The organism is Sphingobium sp. TomTYG65, assembly GCF_055395525.1.
On record NZ_AP027331.1, the window covers coordinates 781,807 to 797,995 of the forward strand.

Below are 16,189 nucleotides of genomic sequence, written 5' to 3' on the forward strand. Positions count from 1 at the left end.
GACCGATTAGTCCGCTGACGGCGGGGCGCAACCCCCTCATGGCCCCAACGCATCGCTTTCTCCTGCGCGTCCGACAGGGTGGGCGCGAGGAGCGTCGGTTCGGCTATGGATGCCGCTTTGCCATTCTATGTGCGGGATTTCTCCGGAGGGGAGCGCTCGACATCTTCCGCTTCCTTCGCCAGCGCCCTGTGCTGGAGCGCCAAGCGCCTGTGCCGCTGGGCGGTGATGTCGCCGGCATGCAGGTCCGCTTCGCTTTTTTCTTCAGCCGCGCGTCTGCGATGATATTGTGAAATGCTCTCGCCCATGGCCGCGCTCCCAAAGCGGAAGCTTTCACCTAGCATTGCAGCATGGCGCATTGCCACCGATTCGTTTCGGTAACGACCTAAGCGCCTGCATCAGCGCAACTTTCATTTTCAGAGCTTAGTCCACTGCACGCCACCTCTTTGCCGTTCGTGCGTTGCGCGATCATGGTGGATGACAACGCTGCTCAGGAGCCTTGCCGCTCTTATAGACATTTGGGTGCAATGACCGTCGGCGGCGCTGCCACTTCATGACCCTCGATCAATGGCTTTCGATCGCCACGCTGGCGGGCATGATGGCGCTCTTCATCTGGGGGCGCTTCCGTTATGATGTGACGGCGGTGATCGCGCTGCTCGCGGCGCTGCTCGTGGGGATCGTCAAGCCGAAGGACGCCTTCACCGGCTTTTCCGACGATATCGTCATCATCGTGGGATCTGCGCTGGTCCTATCGGCGGCGGTGCAGAGATCGGGCGCGATCGAAGCGATCCTTGGCCTGGTCACGCAGCGGGTGACGCGGGTGCGCTCGCAACTCCTCTTCCTTACCTCTGCGGTCGGCTTTTCATCGGCGCTCATCAAGAATGTCGGCGCGCTCGCCATGCTGATGCCTGCTGCGCTGCAAATGGCGAAGAAGAATGAGACGAGCCCGTCCGTCTATCTGATGCCCATGTCCTTCGCTTCGCTGCTGGGCGGTCTGATGACGCTGGTCGGCACGTCCCCCAACATCATCGTCAGCCGCGTGCGGGAGGAGATGACCGGCCGCCCCTTTTCCATGTTCGATTTCTTTCCGACAGGTTTCGGGCTGCTGATCCTGGGCCTCATCTTCTTGCGCTTTGGCTACCGGCTGCTGCCCAAGAACAGGCGCGGGACCACCAGCATGGGCGAAGCGCTCAACATTTCCGACTATGTGACTGAAGCGACGGTGCCCGAGGGGTCGCCTGCGATCGGCGAAACCATCGCCGAATTCACGGACCGGCACGAGCAGCAGATCAGCGTGACCAGCGTGCTGCGCGGCGACATGCATGGCGCGGTGCATCCCAATGTCCATCTGCAGGAAGGCGACATATTGATCCTGGGGGGTGAGCCCGACGCCCTGGAAAGAGTGATTGCGCGCGACGGCCTTTCGCTGATCGGTGAGGATCATGAGGGCGGCAAGGATGAAATCGGCGTGATCGAGGCTGTCGTGACGCCTCAGTCGGCGCTGATCGGCCGTACCGCAGGCCGACTGCTGCTGCGCGACCGGTTCGGCATCAACCTGATCGCGGTGTCACGGGCGGGGGAGAATCTGACCAGCAAGGTGGGGCAGATCGTGCTGAGCGCTGGCGATGTTCTGGTGCTGCAAGGGTCGATGGACCTGCTGCCGGGCCGCCTCAGCCAGTTGGGCGCGCTGCCGCTGGCACAACGATCGATCCGCCTTGGCCTCTCCAATCGCGGCTGGTTGCCCATCGCCATCCTGGCGCTCGCCATGATCGCGACCGCGACAGGCGTGCTGCCCGTCGCCATCGCCTTCTTCGCCGCAGCGGCGCTGGTCGTCATTTCGGGCGCGCTGCCGGTGCGGGAAGCCTATGAGGCGGTCGAATGGCCGATCCTGATCATGCTGGGCGCGCTAATCCCGGTGAGCGGGACACTGCAGAGCAGCGGCGCGTCGGACGTGATCGCGACGCAGCTTGCCCATATCGCCGCATCGCTTCCGCCCTGGGGAGCAGTGGCCCTGATCCTGGTGACGGCGATGGCCGTGACGCCATTCCTCAACAATGCGGCAACCGTGCTGGTCATGGCCCCCATAGCGGCTGTCTTTGCCCATGACCTTGGCTATCGGCCCGAAGCATTCCTGATCGCCACCGCGGTGGGCGCGGGATGCGATTTCCTGACGCCCATCGGTCACCAATGCAACACGCTGGTGCTGGGTCCGGGCGGTTACAAGTTCGGCGACTATGCGCGACTGGGAGCGCCGCTGTCCCTGCTGGTCATCCTCGCCGGAACCCCGCTGATCCTCTGGGCTTGGCCGATCTAGAAAGCGGCCATTGACGCTCGCTTCGGGGAGCGTAGGCTGCGCGCGACGCATATCCGGTGAGGTTCATGCTCATGGAAGCCGAAGTCCGTTCTGACGCCTGCCCTTTCCATCATGGCGGCGACGATCGCAAATCCGCCTCCGCATCGGAAGCAGGCGGCACCGTCGCTCCGAATATCCGCACCCGCAGCTTTGCCGAGGCGCGCACCATCCTGCGCAGCGACAAGGTGCACCAGGCCGGGTTCCTGGCCGAGCAGGTGAACAGGATCGGCAGCGCCACCCGTCAGCCCATCCTTTACCTGGAAGGGGAAGCGCATCGCGTCCAGCGCAGCGCGACCGCCCGCTTCTTCACCCCACGCGTCGTGACGACCCGCTATCGCGAGTTGATGATCCGGCTGAGCGACAATCTGGTGGAGCGGTTCCGGCGGGACAAGCGCGCGCATCTCGACCAGTTGAGCCTGGAACTGGCGGTGGAGGTTGCGAGCCATATCGTCGGCCTGACCGACAGCGATCCGGCGGGGCTTACAAAAAGACTCGACGTCTTCTTCACGGGCGACTTCGACCGGCCGCGTGGCGCGCTGAAGGCGTTCGGCTGGTTCCTGCGCTCGCAATATCGCGTCTTGTCCTTTTACTTTCGCGACGTCGCCCCGGCGATCCGCGCCCGCAAGAAGCAGCGGCAGGACGATGTCATCTCTCACCTGATCGACGAGGGCTATAATGGCCGGGAGATTTTGACGGAATGCCTGGTCTATGGCGCGGCTGGGATGGCGACGACGCGCGAGTTCATCGTGATGGCCGCCTGGCACATGCTGGAGCGCGAGGAACTGAAGGCTTCGTTCCTGGCGGCCGACGAAAGCGGCAAGCTCGCCTTGCTGGAAGAACTGCTGCGGCTCGAACCGGTCGTGGGTTATATCTATCGGCGCTTGGAGAGCGGGATGCCCGACGAGGCGGGGCTGGAGGGCGCGGAAGCGGGCGCCGCCGTTGCGGTCGATGTACGCGCGGCGAACACCGACGCCGACGCCTTTGGAGAGCGCCCCTGCCAGGTGGTGCCGGGGCGGAAGGTCAGCGCCAAATATGGCAGCGCCGGCCTTTCCTTCGGGGATGGCGAGCATCGCTGCCCAGGCGCGCAGGTCGCCCTTTTGGAAACCTGCCTGTTCCTGGAGCGACTGATGCAGGTGCCGGGATTGAAACTGGCCCGCCCGCCCTCCCTCACCTGGAACCGTCTGGTTACCGGCTATGAATTGCGCAATGCCGTGATCATTTGCGACTGAGGGCATGCGCCCGCGAAAAATTTTGCCTGCGCATGTCACATCGCGGTTCGCCACCTCGTCTCGTCAGCAGAACCCTGACGAAAGGAATCGCGAACATGACTGGCCGTATCAATCCCTTTGCCGCCGCGCCCGAACTGCTGAAGGCCTGGTTCAATTTTTCCAATCAGGTGGCGGAGAGCGGGCTGGAAAAGTCGCTGCTGGAACTGGTCAAGATCCGCGCGTCGCAGATCAATGGATGCGCCAACTGCCTCAACATGCATAGCTATGAAGCCCGCCAGGCAGGCGAGACCGAACAGCGCATCGCCGTGCTGGCGGCGTGGCAGGATGCGCCCTTCTATACCGATCGCGAACGCGCCGCGCTCGCCTGGACCGAGCATCTGACGCTGGTTGCCGACAAGCGCGCGCCGCTGCATGTCTATGAAGCGCTGGATGCGCAGTTCAATCGGGAGGAGCAGGTCAAGCTGACCATGATGATCAATGTGATCAACGGCTGGAACCGGCTGGCGGTCGGCTTCGACATGTTCGCGCCAGAGCTGGGATGGAAGCAATGAGCGAGGCGGCGGCAACGTTCGAAGCGCTGCGGCCGCCGTTGCTGCGGGTCGCCTACCGGATGCTGGGGTCGATGGCCGATGCGGAAGATGTCGTACAGGATGCCTGGCTGCGCTGGGCGAGCACCGACCGCGAGGCCGTACGCGTGCCCGAAGCATTTCTCCGCCGCGTCGTGACCCGGCTGTGCCTGGACCAGCTCAAGTCGGCGCGGGTGCGGCGTGAGGAATATGTCGGCCCGTGGTTGCCCGATCCGCTGGTCGAACCCGACGCGGTGGAGGATGTCACCCTGCCCCTGATGCTGGCGCTTGAGCGGCTGTCCCCGCTCGAGCGGGCGACCTTCCTGCTGCACGATGTCTTTGGCGAAAGTTTCGAGGATATCGCCCTAAGCCTGGATCGCGATCCCGCCGCATGCCGCCAACTCGCCAGCCGGGCGCGCAACCATGTCCGGTCGGCCGCGCCCCGCTTCCCGGTCGAAAAGACCCATGGGCTGGAGATTGCCCAAGCGTTTTTCGCCGCCTCGCGCGGGGGTGAGATCGGGCGACTGGGGGCCATGCTGGCGGAGGACGTCAGCCTCTATTCCGATGGGGGCGGCAAGCGGCCTGCGGCAAGCCGCGTCATGATGGGAGCAAGCGAAGTCACCCGCACCTTCGCAGCCATCGCCCGGCTGATGCGCGGACAGGCCGGGGAACTGATCCGCTACGCCTATGTCAACGGGCTGCCGGGCTTCGTCACGCGCGAGCCTGACGGCATGCTGCAGACGACCGCGCTGTTGATCGATGAGGGGCGCGTCAAGGCGATCTATGTGATGCGTAACCCGGACAAGCTGCAGCATTTGGAGGCTCGGCTGAATTAGGGTGCATGTGCGCATTCCCTTTGCAACGACCGCTGCGCAATTTCTGGCAGATCTCGTGAACCAGTAGCCAACAATGTTGTACGTTGGTGAAGTTTCCGACGCGCGAACGCCCCCCGGTTCATTTCGAACAAGTTCGTTCTATAAATATAGGATAGTGGACGCCATTTCCTTTAGCCTTCTTCTCTATCCTTCTATCTTGATCCACTTTGTCATCACCCAACATTGCCCTTGCAGAGACTGGAACATGCGATAACCTATGTTCAAGTCAGGCTGGAATGAAGGGAGAATATAACTTTGGGTATATGGGCGAATCATCCGGCCGCCGCTTCTCTACAGGTGCAGGTTACACCTGCTTTGCGACCCAAACTGCCCCGTCCGGATCGGATGGGGCTTTTTGTTTCTACCCCGCGCGGGGGCCGCTCTGTCGGCGAGGAAAGGCGCCGTTCACAACATCAGTCAGTATAGGCAAGTAACAACAAGCAGGAAAGGATGCCGATATGGTCGAGATGCCCTCGAACAGGTCTTACGCAACTCCTGAAAAAGCTGCCACTTATCGAGCGTTCGTCAGCTCTTCTACTTGGTACGCCGCCTGTGCGGAGGGACATTTCTTCTGGGCTGGGCCGGACAGGCATTCCGTGGCGGAGGCCGAGGCCGATGCGCACCAGCATAATGAGGTGAAACATGGCGGCGACCATGCCGCCATCGTCCTGTGCAATCTGGATGGCGGCTTGAAGAAGGCATAGGGCGCGCTTCACCCGATGCCGTCATGCCCGGTCGGGGTTGCGGCCCTGCCGGCGATCGAGCCAGCGCATCGCGGGCGTGACGGTCAGGCCATGGAGCAGGATCGAAACCAAGGCCGCAAGGCCGACAATCGCCCACATCTTTTCCGGGTCGCCTGCTTCCATATGGTTGAGGCCATAAGCCAGATAATAGAAGGACCCGACGCCGCGGATGCCGAAGAAGGCGATGGTCAGCTTCTCATAATAATCGGCCTTGAAACCGATCAGCGCGATCAAACCTGTCAGCGGCCGGACGAGCAGAATGATGACCAGGACCAGCAGCACGTCCAGCGCGCGTAGCGGACCAAGCAGTCCGCCTATCAAAGCGCCGCCGAACAACAGCAGCAGAGCCATCATCGCCAGCCGTTCGACCTGTTCGGTCAGGTCGTGCATCTGCACGTTGAACTCATGATCGCGATGCGACGCGCGCAGGGTCAGCGCCGTGACGAAGACGGCCAGAAACCCATAGCAGTTGAGGATTTCCGTGACGCCATAGGAGACGAAGGTCGCCGCGATGGCGATGAGGCCGTCCCCCGTCTTGGAGAGCTTGGTTTGGGCCGGCACCCGGAAGGTAAGCCAGCCGAAAAGCCTGCCGATCAGCCAGCCGCCGATGATGCCGATGGTTATTTCCCACAGCACGTTCATGCCCAGCCATCTCCCGAACCAGGGCTCGTCTCCGCCGGAAGCCAAGGCGAGCGCGATAGCCAGATGGACGAATGGAAAGGCGAGGCCATCGTTGAGGCCGGCTTCGGATGTAAGGCCGAAACGCACTTCATCTTCCTCGCCTGTGCGCGGCGGCCCGACCTGAACGTCGGCGGCAAGCACGGGGTCAGTCGGCGCGAGGCTGGCCGCGAGCAACAGCGCCATGGCCCATGGCAGGCCCAGCAGCGCAACGCCAAGCACCATGATGATCGCGATGCCCAGCGGCATGGTGATGGCGAGAAGCCGCCATGTGACAGCCCAGCGCTTCCATTGGAATGGCCGGTCAAGCTTCAAACCCGCGCCCATCAGCGCGATGATCACGACGAATTCGGTGAAGCGTTCAGTGATATCCGGATGGTCGAGCGGGGACGGTCGCCAATATATGCCCGGAATGCAGAAGACGCCGGCGCCGATCAGTATGCAGACGATCGGCAGCGAAAGCGGCAATTTCTTGAGAGCGAGCGGCAGCCAGGCGACAAGCGCGATCAACAGCCCCGCGCCGGTGAGGATAAGGATATAGGGCTGGGGCGCGTCGAACGGCAATTCCATGGATTGCCAACGCGCCCGCCGCTCCCACGTTTCTGCGCCGCGCTCCCTTGCGCCGACCCGCCGCCTCTACCGGCTCAATGCCGTCTGGGAGGTCAAAAGGTGAGCACCGCAAGTCACGCAGTCATTGAGACTGACTTGCATTAGTAGATGTCCTTCGCTAGCGAGCGCTCGTTCAAAGGGGTGTTGCAATGCGTTTGACCTTGTCGGTTACGCGATTCAGCGTGCAGAATTTCGCCGGGCGCGGCCGCACCTTCAGCTGGAATTACAGCTTTTGAAGGCGCTTGATCTTCTGCACCGCTGGCTCGGCGGGTTGATTGGGCTTGTGCTGGCGGTGCTGGGGTTTTCGGGCGCCTTGCTGGTGCACAAGGATGCGTGGGTGATGGTGCCGCACGCCTCCGATGCCCAGGTGCAAGAGGTGGCGGCGATCGCCGCTACGACGCAAAGTATCATGGCTGATCCTGCCTCCCGACCCGACATGATCAGTTTCGCCAGCCGCGACTTCGGCCTGCATCGCCTTCGCTTTGCGGATGGCGGCGGCGCCTATACCGATCAGGCGGGCAATGTCATCACGCGCTGGAGCAGCCAATGGGAACGGCCGGAGCTGTGGCTGTTCGACCTTCATCATCATCTATTCGCGGGGGACATGGGCGAAACCATTATCGGCGTCGCTGCGATCATCGGGCTGTTCTTTGTCATATCGGGGATCATCCTGTGGACCCGCACGCGCAAGACCTTCGAATTCCGGCTGGTGCCCCGGAGGATGAGCCGCCCCGCGATCGTGCGGCACCATCGCGATCTCGGCGTAGTCGCCTCGCCCCTGCTGATCCTTGCGCTTTTGACGGGCGCGATCATGGTTTTTCGTCCGGTCGCCGCGCTGATCCTGGGGCCGGGCGCGCCCGCGCAGATCGACGCCAGCCTAAAAGCGCCATCCTATCCGCATGTGCCGCTCGCCCAGCAGCAGGATTGGAGCGGCATCATACTGGCCGCGCAGGCGCGCTTCCCTGAAGCCGAAATACGCAGCCTATCCCTCCCCCGGAAGGAAAGCGGCCTCATCACCGTGCGGATGAAGAAGCCGGGCGAGTGGCTGCCGAACGGGCGGACGACATTATGGTTCGCAGCCGACAGCGGGCAATTGGTGAAGGCCCGCGACGCTTCGCAGCTGCCCATTGTCGTCAAGATCTACAACATGCTCTATCCCCTGCATGCCGCCAAGGTGGGGGGTATTGGCTACCGTATCGTGATGACCTTTACCGGGCTGGCGCTCGGCATGCTGGGGACGCTCACGGTCTGGTCCTTCTGGTTCCGGCGCAAAGGGCGCGCCGCCAAACCCCGCAACTGGCGCAGGCGCAACAGTGAAACTCACCTGGCGCGATGATCTTTCCGGCAGCCTGCATCAACAGGGATAATGAGCGTGCGCTTAACCCCTAATTATGGGAACCATCCTCCCCTCATTTGATTGGTGCGGCACTCATCAGGGGGAAGAAATGAAAGCGCCGCCTCTAGAAGTCGTCCTGGGATCAACAATCATCGCCGGGGGCAGCGGTTTCGCGATTGGATGCCTGTATCTTCATATGGACGCGCTCTGCCTGCCCGGTGCGGCGGAATATCGCCTGACCGTCGTCATCCTATTTGCGATGCTGCTCTTTTCAATATTGGGATCGACGGCCGCCCGCATTTCCATGACCGCCCTGATCGCTGCGGGCGGATCGATCATGCTGAACAGCGGGCAGATGGGCCTTCTCGACGGCACCCTCCACTCACCCACTTCGAAGCTGATATTCATCCTGTTGCTAGGCATTGGGGCGCTGTGGACACCTGCGGCGAACAGCTGGTTCAAGCGGCCTGGCTGTGTTGCATCCGTCCATTAGCTGATGTTCCGCGAACTGTGCCCTCAACTCCGCCCTCCGACGGTCATGTCGCAGAGGAATTGCGCCAGGACTTCTACATGCACTCCCCCGTCATGCTCGGCGGCAATCAACAGCTCCTCGGCCCGGCATGACAAGAGTTGCGGGGGCGCGAGATAAGCCAGTGACCAGGTGAGAAATAGCGGATGGGCATATTCTCCCTCCGCGATCGTCCGGATATTATCATGCCGCATGTCCAGGCTGATGCTCTGCCGCAGCTGGTCCACCCCCCTTGGCGGACCCTCCAGATATTGTGCGAAGTTCCGGCCCGTGAACAGGAGCGCTCCGGTGACGCCAAGCGAGCGGTTGCGGGCGATCGATACCTCGACAATGTCCCGCACCAGGTCGTCGGCGGCGTCATCGACCAGACGGCTCGAACTGATATAGAACCATCTGAACATCTTCCACGCCCCTCCCCCCCTTCAACCTTGCGGCTAGGGCAGGAGCCCACGGGTTGGTGGTGAGCTCCTGCCCCGCCTGCCTCCCTGAACCAGTTTCAGATTAGCATGATGGCCTGCGCCGCTCCAACACACGGGTTAGAAAGTTGGAGAATAAAGCCGCGCACCCGCGCGCATCTACATCGTTCGACATAGCCCCAAATTGCAGCCGATCGCGGGAAGGGAATCTAACAAATGTGATTCAGCGCTTTGTATGGGGCACTTACCTTGGCTGCCCAACGACTCATAGGAGAGGGCAGTAGTGAGAACGTCCAAAGACGCCGACTATCTGTTGCAGCGATCAAAGGAAGAAGCCCACAAGGCGCGCGAAGCCCTGTGCAACGGCGAACATCCCGATTCCATCTACCTTCATCGAGAAAATGCAGTCCGCTACTATGCGCGGGCGATGGCGGCCATGCGGCCGTCCACTGCCCTGCACTAGGATTGCGCACAGAACCTCTCATGCGATGTGCCTGAAAGACGAGCGTGGCGGTCAGCCGGGCTGCGTCCCGGCGATCGCGCGGGCCGCGCGTCGTCCAGAATAGACGCAGTCGGCATAGCTCAACCCGCTGACATAGAGGTTGGAGCATATGCCCACCGCGTTGCGTCCGGCGGCGTAGAGGCCCGGAACGGTGCCGCCCGACAGCGACTTTACCGCGCCGGTGGCTTCATCGACTTCCAGACCGCCTACGGTCATGCAGGACAGTGGGAAAAGGCGAGCATCAACGGACGCGTCGACGGCGTAAAATGGCCCTGTGGCAAGCTCCGCCATTTCATCGGGCGCTTTGTGGAACGGGTCGGGCGTTTCGCCCCGCGCCGCGCGATTATAGATTGCGAGCGCATCGACGAACAATTCCGGCGAGAAGCCCATCTTGTTCGCCAGCGCTTCAGGCGTCGCGGCCTTGGTAGCTCCCAGAAGGCAGTTCACCAGCGTGATGTCGCGCTGAAATGTCAGCACGCCCTCGCCGAAGGCGTCGCGCAGGGACTGGCGCCACAATTTGCGGTCCATGATGATGTAGCCACGGCCGCCATGCCGCTCCACCATCTCATCACCGATCCGCGCCCCATACCAGGTTTCGTTGACGAAGCGGCGGCCGTTTCCATCCACCACCATGGCCTGTCCCCAAGCGCGCGGCGGCGACAGGAAACGCCAGGCGGAGATCCGCTCCATAAGCCCAGTGCGCCCACCGGCCGAGACGCCGAGCATGATGCCGCTGCCATTGTCGCCCAGCGTGCCGTTGGGCAGTCCAGCTGCATAGTCGGGGGCAAAATGCCGCACCATCTCCGGATTGCAGATGAACCCGCCCGCGCTCAGCACGATGCCGCGCCGCGCACGCAGCCAGGCGCTGGTGCGGCCGGAGGCGGCAAGCTTGTGCGCCTTGGCAAGGTAGCGATAGCCGATGCCCACCGTCAGCTGGGCGCCCGGCAGCGTCGAAGGCAGCATCGTCATCCAGCGGTTGGCGGTCGCGACCAGCCGCCTATGTTTCTCGCGCACGGCGGGGTCGGCCAGGCGCTCGACACGGACGCCGATCACCCGTCCGTCGCCGTCGAGCGCCAGCTGGCGGACGTCGGCATGCTCCTGGAAGCTCAGGCCCCGCGCAAGGGCGGCGGCCTTCAACGGAGCATAGATCCCGACGCCTAGTCCAAAAGGATTCTTGCCGTTGCGGTGCACCGTTCGATGGCCGCGCGCGGCAGGCGGGGTCATGTCGCGGAACGGCCCTGCAAGGCTGCTGTCTGGGTGGTAGAGAAATTTGTCGAGCGGCGGATAGGAGGTCTTCTTCGAATAGAGCGTGGCGCTGAACGGCGCGCCGTGACGCCGCAGCCATTCGAAGGTTTCAGCGCTCTGCTCGCAAAAGTCGCGCAGGGTTTCGGGGGCGACGACATCGCCCACTTCATAGCGGAGATACTCCTCCATCCGCTCCGGATCATCCTCGACACCCGCCTCGCGCTGGATCGACGTGCCGCCGCCCGCATAATAGACGCCGCCATTCGCCGCCGACGAACCGCCGCCGTCATAGAGGTCGAGCGCGATGACCGAGAGCCCCTGCTCCAGAGCCTCCAGCGCCGCCGAGACGCCAGCCCCGCCCAGGCCGACCACCAGCATGTCGGCCTCATCCTGCCATTTATGTGCATCCGGATCATCGAGCCGCAGCGGCGCGTCGATCGCCAGGCCCCAGTTGGTGATGGCTTCGCCTGCGGGCGGCATGGTGGCGGGTTGTCGAAGCGTCCAGGGATTGGGCGGGATGAACGACTTCTCCGCCTCTGCCTCAACCCGCATGCTCCATCTCCCCCGGCTGTTGCGTGGACATAGGCGCCCACCTCGTATCTATGCTGAAATATGGCTATGACAAAACTCAACGGTGAGTCAAGTTAATGGAAGTGAGCGAGGGCGTGGTTCAGTCTCAGCGGCGGCGCGGCGGGCGGCCTGACCGGGCGGAAGCGGGATCGCTCCGCAAGGCGATGCTGGACACTGCCGAAGCGGTTTTCCTGGCGGAGGGCTTCAACGGCGCGAAGATGGAGACGATCGCCGCGGCGGCGGGAACGACGAAGCAGACGCTCTATGCGCGCTTCGGCAGCAAGGCCGCCTTGTTTGTCGAGGTCAGCAACCGGCTACTGGCAGGGCGCTTCACGCCCGTCCGCGCGCGCAGCGCGTCTCTGCGTGACGCCCTGGTCGATGTGTCGGAACAGGCGCTGGCGGCGATGCTGGACCCCAAGCTGGTACGCATGCACTGCATCATCACGGCGGAGGCCGCCCGTTTTCCGGAACTCGCCCGCCTGACCGACGAGGATGAGCATTTCCCCGGCCGAACCATCCTGAGCGCTATCCTGGCCGACGCAGCGCGGTCGGGCGAGATCATCTGCGGCGACGTGCGCCAAGCGATGCTGATGCTTCAGGACATGGTGCTGTCGGGCCCGTTGCGAGCGGCGTCCCTGGGGCTCGCCACCTTCGGGCCTGAGGAGCGCCGCGCCAGAGCCGAATATGCCGTGGACATGTTCCTGAGCGGCGCTTTGCCACGAAATGGGTGACTCCGGCGCAGACCTGCTGCGCTAGGCATGCTGCCGCAGATAGGGGAACATGTGCGCCACATAGTCGGCTTTCCCCAGCTCGACGCCCTGCGCGCGCAGGATCGCATAGGCGGTGTTCAGGTGGAAATAAAATTGCGGCAGCGCCCAATCCCGAACATATTGCTCGGCAGTCAGGTCGAACACCATGCCTTGCGGCAGGCTATGGGCGATGGGCGTCGCGGGGTCTAGATCCGGAGCGTCAGCAGCCGCCGCCTCGACCAACTCTATGGTGGCATTGATGCGGGCCAGCGCGTCAGCGATCGAGCCAGGACGTTCAGCGCCGTTGCGCCCCTCCTCCAACAACTCCGCGATCGACGGTGGAAGTGCTTCCTGCCGCAACCGGAAGAGGCCCTCCTGCGCCTGGACGCAGGCGAAGCGGATCTGCGTCGAAAGCGGGAACATGTCGGGCGCAAGGCGCGCAGCGAGCAGCGTCTCGCCGCCGTCTTCCATTTTCTCCGCATCGACCTTGCCGAGCCAGGCCGAAAGCGCGCCCAGCATCTGAACATAAGTGGGCAAAAGAATGTCTTTTAGCGTCGTCATCATCTTCCTTCGTTCACCGCTTCTGCTTGTCCCAACGCACGGCGGGAACGAGCACGACCATAAAGCGATCTTGCTGACAAAAGGAAGGAATTCACACGAACTGCCGATTGCGAAACCAGATTGGGCGTTCGATAGTCAGGCTTGTGCGCTACAGGACGAGCGGGATCTGACATGCGGGACGAAGCGGACTGCGATCTGCTGGTCATTGGGGGCGGGATCAACGGCGCGGGCATCGCGCGCGATGCGGCCGGGCGGGGATTGCGCGTCATCGTCCTGGAGGCAGGCGACATTGCGCGCGGGACGTCATCGGCCTCGACCAAATTAATCCATGGCGGGCTGCGCTACCTTGAGCATTTCGAATTCGGGCTGGTGCGCGAGTCCCTTTCCGAAAGGGAGCGGCTCTGGGCCATCGCGCCCCATATCGTGCGGCCGATGCGCTTCGTCCTGCCCTATCAGAGGGGACTGCGCCCGCGATGGCTGCTGCGGCTTGGGCTGTTCCTCTACGACCATATCGGCGGCCGCAAGCGGCTTCCCGCCACCCGGACGCTCGATCTGCGTCGCCATCAAGCGGGCGCGCCGCTGAAGCCCGGCTTCCGCACCGGCTTTGCCTATTCCGACTGCTGGGTCGATGATGCGCGCATGGTTGTGTTGAACCTGCGCGATGCGGCGGATCGCGGCGCACTGGTCCTGCCGCGCACGCCCGCCACAGCGCTGGTCCGGGATGGAGAGCTTTGGCGCGTGACGGCGGGTGAAGATCGCGTCTTCACTGCAAGAGCGGTCGTCAACGCAGCCGGGCCATCCGTATTGGACCTATTGCGCCTCGCCCATTCGCCAAGCGACATGCGGATGCGGTTGGTGCGCGGTTCTCATATCGTCGTCCCGCGCCTGTTCGATCATGATTTTTCCTACTTTTTCCAATTGCCGGACGGCCGCATCTTCTTCGCCATCCCTTATGAGGGAAGCTTCACGCTGATCGGCACCACGGACGTCGATCATGATGAGTCGCCCTTGCAGGTCGAGCCTGACGCGGCGGAGATCGCCTATCTGTGCGAGGGTGCGAACCGCTATTTCAGCCATGAGATCACGCCGTCGGACGTGCGATGGAGCTTCGCCGGGGTCCGCCCTCTCATCGATGATGGCTCCGGCCGGCCCGAAGCATCGACCCGGGCCTATCGGCTCGAATTGTCCGATGCGGCCGAAGGGCCGCCGCTGCTCAGCATTTTCGGGGGAAAGCTGACCACATACCGCCACCTTGCCGAAAGCGCACTGGCGTTGCTGGCGGGGCGCATGCCGGGCGTGCCCGTCGCAGGCTGGACCGATAGCGCGCCGCTTCCTGGAGGCGACTTTCCCATGGAGGGCATCGCTGAACTGACCGCGCGGCTGCGCCGACGCTATCCCTTCCTGGACGAGACATGGAGCGAGCGGCTCACCCGTTGCTATGGCACCATCAGCTTCGATATTCTGGGCGATGCGCGGACGATCGAGGAGTGTGGGCGGCATTTCGGCCATGGCCTGACGGAACGCGAAGTCGAATATCTGATGTCCCGTGAATGGGCGCGCACGGCCGAAGACATACTCTGGCGCCGCACCAAGCTGGGCTTGCGCTTCACGCGCGAGGAGGCGGATGCCCTTGCCGCCTGGATGAACGACAAGCTGGGAGAAGAAGAATGAAGGCGGTGCTCGCGATCGATCAGGGGACCACATCCACCCGGTCGCTGCTGATCGACGAAACGGCCAAGGTGCGCTGCGCCGCCCAGATCGAACTCAAACAATATTATCCGGCGGACGGATGGGTCGAACATGATCCCGAAGCGATCTGGCGCGACGTCGTGGCGACCGCGCGGCAAGTGCTGCCGCAGGGACAGGCCATGGGCCTCGACACTACCGCCATCGGCATCGCCAATCAGCGGGAAACCTGCGTGCTGTGGGATCGGGAGAGCGGAAAGCCCGTCCACCCCGCCATCGTCTGGCAGGACCGGCGCGGCGCGGACCTGTGCCGCCGCTTCATCAACGCGGGGCTGGAGCAGGAGGTCACGGAGCGCACCGGGCTTTTGCTCGATTCCTATTTCACCGCCAGCAAACTCGCCTGGCTGCTCGACGCCATACCTTCGGCCCGAAGGGATGCGGAGGAGGGCCGGCTCGCCTTCGGCACCATCGACTGTTTCCTTCTGTGGCGGCTGACCGGCGGCAAGGTGCATGCCACCGACGCCACCAACGCCAGCCGGACCTTGCTGTTCGACATTGACAAGATGGCATGGTGCCCGGACCTCTGCCGTATGTTCGGCATTCCGATGCAAATATTGCCGGAGGTCCGCGAAAATGACGATCTGTTTGGCGTAACGGACAAGGATATTCTGGGCTTGTCGCTGCCGATCGCCGGGATGGTGGGGGACCAGCAGGGCGCTCTGATCGGCCAGGGTTGCCTCAGTCGCAGCGACGCGAAGATCACCCTTGGCACAGGCGGCTTCGCGATGTTGCACACTGGCGGCCAGATCTGCCGGTCAGAGCAGCGGATGCTCGCCACCGTCGCCTGCTATTCGAAAGGGGTGGCGAGCTATGCCACCGAAGGCGCTTTCTTCGTCGCGGGCGCGGGGGTCAAATGGACGCGGGACAAGCTGCGCCTTGTCGCCTCCGCAGCCGAGACGGAAGCGATGGCTCGATCGCTGAGCGACAATGGCGGCGTTTATCTGGTCCCTGCTTTTGTCGGTCTGGGCGCGCCGCATTGGAATCCGTCGGCGCGGGCCATGTTGACGGGCATGACGTTCGCCACCGGCCCCGAACATATCGTGCGCGCGGCGCTGGAATGCGTCGCCTATCAAAGCGCGGACCTGCTGAGCGCCATGACAATGGACAGCGGCGTCAGGCCCGCCGAACTCAAGGTGGACGGCGGCATGGTGGCCAATGATTGGCTTTGTCAGTTCCTGGCGGACATACTCGACCTGGACATCGTCAGGCCCGCCAACATCGAAACGACAGCCTTGGGCGCGGCCTTCCTCGCCGGCGCGAGCACGGGCGTATGGGCCGGCTTGGAAGACGCGGCCTCGCGCCTCTCCTCTGACCGGCGTTTCAGTCCCGCGTTATCGAGCGCGGAGCGGGACCGCCTCCTTCGCGGCTGGCACGACGCATTGGGCCATGCCCTTGCTTTGCCAGCCTGACCGGAGCTTCTCGCCATTGCAGGCAAGTGAGACTTAGAAAGCCTTCTTGAATTGCTATTTGTATGAGTATATGACT

Annotated in this window: 16 protein-coding genes; 11 read left to right on the plus strand and 5 right to left on the minus strand. The window is 63.2% G+C overall.

The genetic code is table 11. The features are described from left to right. Positions 1–125: 125 nt before the first annotated feature. Positions 126–305, minus strand: a complete 180-nt coding sequence (locus ACZ5Y5_RS17420) for a hypothetical protein (RefSeq protein ID WP_464810682.1) — start codon at positions 303–305, stop codon at positions 126–128. A gap of 245 nt (positions 306–550) precedes the next feature. Here ACZ5Y5_RS17420 and ACZ5Y5_RS17425 point away from each other — a divergent pair, with 245 nt between their 5' ends. From ACZ5Y5_RS17425 to ACZ5Y5_RS17445, 5 genes are all read left to right on the plus strand, one after another. Continuing rightward, positions 551–2,311 carry an SLC13 family permease gene (locus tag ACZ5Y5_RS17425; protein ID WP_464810683.1) on the plus strand — a complete coding sequence of 587 codons (1,761 nt, stop codon included), beginning with the start codon at positions 551–553 and terminating at the stop codon, positions 2,309–2,311. Between the two features lie 71 nt (positions 2,312–2,382). Then, positions 2,383–3,579: a cytochrome P450 gene (locus tag ACZ5Y5_RS17430; protein ID WP_464810684.1), complete on the plus strand. Its 1,197-nt coding sequence runs from the start codon at positions 2,383–2,385 to the stop codon at positions 3,577–3,579. Positions 3,580–3,674: 95 nt separating this feature from the next. After that, a complete protein-coding gene (locus ACZ5Y5_RS17435; protein WP_464810685.1) occupies positions 3,675–4,130 on the plus strand; it encodes a carboxymuconolactone decarboxylase family protein in 456 nt (151 codons plus the stop codon). After that, entirely contained in the window at positions 4,127–4,981 is an 855-nt protein-coding gene (locus ACZ5Y5_RS17440; RefSeq protein ID WP_464810686.1) for a sigma-70 family RNA polymerase sigma factor, read from the plus strand. The genes ACZ5Y5_RS17435 and ACZ5Y5_RS17440 overlap by 4 nt, the downstream gene beginning before the upstream one ends. 497 nt (positions 4,982–5,478) lie before the next feature. Then, on the plus strand, positions 5,479–5,724 hold the full coding sequence (locus ACZ5Y5_RS17445; RefSeq protein WP_464810687.1) for a hypothetical protein: 246 nt from the start codon (positions 5,479–5,481) through the stop codon (positions 5,722–5,724). 21 nt (positions 5,725–5,745) lie between these two features. On the opposite strand, the gene ACZ5Y5_RS17450 is transcribed toward ACZ5Y5_RS17445, so the two are convergent. Further along, on the minus strand, positions 5,746–7,011 hold the full coding sequence (locus ACZ5Y5_RS17450; RefSeq protein WP_464810688.1) for a cation:proton antiporter: 1,266 nt from the start codon (positions 7,009–7,011) through the stop codon (positions 5,746–5,748). 271 nt (positions 7,012–7,282) lie between these two features. Here ACZ5Y5_RS17450 and ACZ5Y5_RS17455 point away from each other — a divergent pair, with 271 nt between their 5' ends. Then, positions 7,283–8,386, plus strand: coding sequence for a PepSY-associated TM helix domain-containing protein (locus ACZ5Y5_RS17455; protein WP_464810689.1), 1,104 nt, complete (start codon positions 7,283–7,285; stop codon positions 8,384–8,386). A 109-nt stretch (positions 8,387–8,495) separates the two neighbouring features. Beyond that, on the plus strand, positions 8,496–8,879 hold the full coding sequence (locus ACZ5Y5_RS17460; RefSeq protein ID WP_464810690.1) for a hypothetical protein: 384 nt from the start codon (positions 8,496–8,498) through the stop codon (positions 8,877–8,879). Positions 8,880–8,902: 23 nt separating this feature from the next. Here the strand turns inward: ACZ5Y5_RS17460 and ACZ5Y5_RS17465 are convergent, their stop codons facing one another. Further along, a complete protein-coding gene (locus ACZ5Y5_RS17465) occupies positions 8,903–9,316 on the minus strand; it encodes a BLUF domain-containing protein (RefSeq protein ID WP_464810691.1) in 414 nt (137 codons plus the stop codon). Between the two features lie 298 nt (positions 9,317–9,614). Here ACZ5Y5_RS17465 and ACZ5Y5_RS17470 point away from each other — a divergent pair, with 298 nt between their 5' ends. Further along, the gene (locus ACZ5Y5_RS17470; protein ID WP_464810692.1) at positions 9,615–9,794 is read left to right on the plus strand and encodes a hypothetical protein; all 180 of its coding nucleotides are present in this window, start codon (positions 9,615–9,617) and stop codon (positions 9,792–9,794) included. A 51-nt stretch (positions 9,795–9,845) separates the two neighbouring features. Here the strand turns inward: ACZ5Y5_RS17470 and ACZ5Y5_RS17475 are convergent, their stop codons facing one another. Beyond that, complete coding sequence (locus tag ACZ5Y5_RS17475; RefSeq protein ID WP_464810693.1) at positions 9,846–11,630, minus strand: FAD-binding protein; 1,785 nt, start codon at positions 11,628–11,630, stop codon at positions 9,846–9,848. 101 nt (positions 11,631–11,731) lie between these two features. On the opposite strand from ACZ5Y5_RS17475, the gene ACZ5Y5_RS17480 reads away from it, so the two are divergent. After that, positions 11,732–12,379, plus strand: coding sequence for a TetR/AcrR family transcriptional regulator (locus ACZ5Y5_RS17480; RefSeq protein WP_464810694.1), 648 nt, complete (start codon positions 11,732–11,734; stop codon positions 12,377–12,379). Positions 12,380–12,400: 21 nt separating this feature from the next. Here ACZ5Y5_RS17480 and ACZ5Y5_RS17485 read toward each other — a convergent pair whose 3' ends face one another. Continuing rightward, positions 12,401–12,958: a DUF1993 domain-containing protein gene (locus tag ACZ5Y5_RS17485; protein WP_464810695.1), complete on the minus strand. Its 558-nt coding sequence runs from the start codon at positions 12,956–12,958 to the stop codon at positions 12,401–12,403. A 171-nt stretch (positions 12,959–13,129) separates the two neighbouring features. Between ACZ5Y5_RS17485 and ACZ5Y5_RS17490 the strand changes: the two genes are divergently transcribed. Continuing rightward, entirely contained in the window at positions 13,130–14,629 is a 1,500-nt protein-coding gene (locus ACZ5Y5_RS17490; RefSeq protein ID WP_464810696.1) for a glycerol-3-phosphate dehydrogenase, read from the plus strand. After that, positions 14,626–16,113, plus strand: a complete 1,488-nt coding sequence (gene glpK, locus ACZ5Y5_RS17495) for a glycerol kinase GlpK (RefSeq protein WP_464810697.1) — start codon at positions 14,626–14,628, stop codon at positions 16,111–16,113. The genes ACZ5Y5_RS17490 and glpK overlap by 4 nt, the downstream gene beginning before the upstream one ends. Positions 16,114–16,189 lie beyond the last annotated feature (76 nt).